Origin of the sequence: Enterobacter sp. PL1 (genome assembly GCF_945957325.1) — a bacterium.
GTDB lineage: Bacteria > Pseudomonadota > Gammaproteobacteria > Enterobacterales > Enterobacteriaceae > Enterobacter > Enterobacter roggenkampii.
The window spans coordinates 1-3,239 of the sequence record NZ_CAMFKT010000064.1 but is presented as its reverse complement, the minus strand read 5'-3'; the positions used below and the strand labels follow the sequence as shown (position 1 = coordinate 3,239).

Annotated in this window: 2 protein-coding genes and 1 pseudogene; all 3 read left to right on the top strand. The window is 43.7% G+C overall.

The annotated features are described in order from the left end of the window. Positions 1 to 993: pseudogene (locus tag N6P30_RS24140) on the top strand (hypothetical protein); the annotation flags it as partial. Between the two features lie 202 nt (positions 994 to 1,195). After that, positions 1,196 to 2,752, top strand: a complete 1,557-nt coding sequence (locus tag N6P30_RS24135) for a type I restriction-modification system subunit M (RefSeq protein WP_023293484.1) — start codon at positions 1,196 to 1,198, stop codon at positions 2,750 to 2,752. Next, on the top strand, positions 2,749 to 3,239 hold a 491-nt coding region (locus tag N6P30_RS24130), incomplete at its 3' end, for a restriction endonuclease subunit S (RefSeq protein WP_154827385.1). The genes N6P30_RS24135 and N6P30_RS24130, both read left to right, overlap by 4 nt.

The following is a 3,239-nucleotide window of genomic DNA, read 5'->3' as shown; positions in this document are numbered from 1 at the left end:
ATTTATCAGAATAATGAAATGGGTTTTTATATTGAAAGAGACTGGTTCTTAAAAACCAGCCTGATGCTTATTGACTCTGACGTCCGGTTCAAAGTAAAAAACTTCACTTCAGAGGAGGTCGGTAAGATACAACAACAATGGTCTGAAATAAAATCCTGCATCAAGGAGACCTTTATTCTTATCAGGCGATTCGGCATCAATCCACAGTCTTTGATATCTAAAAATGCAGTCATTCCTGTGGTCTACTGGCTTTACAAAAAGCAAACCAGTGGACATCCATTATATACAACGATTAATCTCCTGAATAAAAACCACAATGAACGCTCAGTAATTAGCCAGTGGTTTTACATGGTACTTCTGAAAGGAATCTTTGGAAGCCAGGCGGATGCGCTACTCACAAGCATCAGAGACGTAATGAAGAATAGTCTTTCAGATGTTCATTTTCCTCTTGAGAAAATTATTGACAGATATAAAGGCTCGAATAAAGACCTCAGATTTGACGACGAATACATCGAAAGCCTTCTCAATATCAGATATGGCGAAGGTCGTTGCCGCGCACTATTGCATCTTCTGTTCCCTGAAATGAATCCGACCGAGGTGTTTCATATTGATCACCTTCACCCAAGAAATCATTTTTCAAAGAAATATCTTGAAAAACTAGATTATATTGCGAATTCACCTGAGAAGCTCAGCTTTTATGAAAATCCGGAATACTGGGACACCATACCGAATCTTCATTTACTGAATCACTCTCAGAATATAAGTAAACAGGATACTTCCCTGAAACAATGGCTATCTCAGCCATCAAACAACTATTCGCCATCAATGCTGTTAGTTTCAGATGAAAATATTGAGTTCAGTCGCTTCCCGGAATTCTACAATGAGCGAAGAAACGCCCTGAAGCAAAGACTACTGAGTCGGGTGTTTCTTACAACAAAAATAGATTCATCACCATCCACAATGGATACGGATGAAGAAATTCTCACTGACTGATCTTAAGCCCCGAAAGTGTTGGGGCCTCAGTATTTATTGTCAGCACAACGTTTCTACTGGCCTGACTGAAAGAGTGTTGGCTACACAACCGGGCAAACGAACTCTCAGTGCAACGTATGACATACAAAGCCTGTCATCAATATGAAATTGCGATAAAATCGGGCCAATAACAGTACTTAAGAATCATACAACAGGATACAAAATGACAAGCCTTCAGCAGCGTGCAGAGCTACACCGCCAAATCTGGGCCATTGCCAATGATGTCAGAGGCTCCGTAGATGGGTGGGATTTTAAACAGTATGTACTCGGTGCACTTTTCTACCGCTTCATCAGTGAGAATTTTTCCAGCTACATGGAAGCAGGGGATGAGAGCATACATTATGCAGCACTTGATGACAGCATCATTACCGATGACATCAAAGACGATGCCATCAGGACTAAAGGCTATTTCATCTACCCGAGCCAGCTGTTCTGCAACGTTGCAGCTAAAGCTAACACCAACGACAGGCTGAATGCTGATTTAAACAGTATCTTCGTCGCTATTGAAAGCTCTGCCTACGGCTATCCGTCTGAGGCCGATATCAAAGGTCTCTTTGCCGATTTCGATACGACCAGCAATCGACTGGGGAACACAGTCAAAGACAAAAACACCCGTCTTGCCGCCGTTCTCAAAGGCGTTGAGGGGCTAAAACTGGGGAATTTTAACGAGCACCAGATTGACCTGTTTGGTGATGCCTACGAGTTCCTGATTTCTAACTATGCGGCAAATGCCGGTAAGTCTGGAGGGGAGTTCTTCACACCTCAGCACGTCTCTAAGTTGATTGCTCAGCTTGCGATGCACGGTCAGACTCACGTCAACAAAATCTATGACCCTGCTGCAGGCTCGGGCTCACTGCTGCTTCAGGCGAAGAAGCACTTTGATAACCATATCATTGAAGACGGTTTTTATGGTCAGGAGATAAATCATACAACCTTTAACCTGGCGCGTATGAACATGTTCCTGCACAACATCAACTACGACAAATTCGATATCAGGTTGGGCAATACCCTGACTGAACCACACTTTGGCGACGAAAAGCCGTTTGATGCGATTGTTTCGAACCCGCCATATTCGGTGAAATGGATTGGCAGTGACGATCCGACGCTGATTAACGATGAGCGTTTTGCTCCGGCAGGTGTGCTGGCACCAAAATCAAAAGCTGACTTTGCGTTTGTGCTTCATGCGCTTAACTACCTGTCCGCCAAAGGCCGCGCGGCGATTGTCTGCTTCCCAGGTATTTTCTACCGTGGAGGTGCTGAGCAAAAAATCCGTCAGTATCTGGTCGATAACAACTATGTTGAGACGGTGATTTCACTCGCACCAAACCTGTTCTTCGGCACCACCATTGCGGTGAATATTTTGGTGCTGTCAAAGCACAAAACCGATACCAACGTGCAGTTTATTGATGCCAGTGAGCTGTTTAAAAAAGAAACTAATAACAACATCCTGACTGATGACCATATCAGACAGATTATGAGTGTGTTCGACAGCAAAGCAGATACTGACCATCTGGCAAAAACGGTTCCTTATGAAACTGTGGCGTCTAATGACTATAACCTGTCGGTTAGCAGCTATGTGGCAGCCAAAGATACCCGCGAAATTGTCAATATCACTGAACTGAATGCCGAGCTGAAAACCACCGTCAGCAAAATCGACCAGTTACGCCAGGACATTGACGCGATTGTGGCAGAAATTGAAGGCAGTGAGGTACAGGCATGAGCGGGCTGAGTTATCTGGAAAAACTGCTGGATGGGGCTGAGGTTGAGTGGAGGACACTAGATAGTGTTGGCCAGTTTCTGCGAGGTAAGAGGTTCGTAAAATCAGACCTTATTTCGGAAGGTGTTCCATGCATCCACTATGGAGAAATGTACACACATTATGGAATATCGGCAGAAGAAACCAAGTCATTCCTTGACGAAGGAGTCGCTGAAAAATTACGTGTCGCTAATCATGGAGACGTAATTATTGTCGCTGCAGGCGAAACAATTGAGGATATTGGAAACGGTACTGCATGGCTTGGGAAAAATGATGTGGTCTTTCACGATGCATGTTTTTCATTCAAAAGCGAATTAAATTCAAAGTATGTTTCTTACTTCCTGAGAACGAACTTATTTAAAGAGCAAATTAAAAGAGGCGTTTCATCCGGCAAAATTTCATCAATTAATGCAAAAGGTCTTGGAATGGCTGAGATCCCAATTCCCTGCCC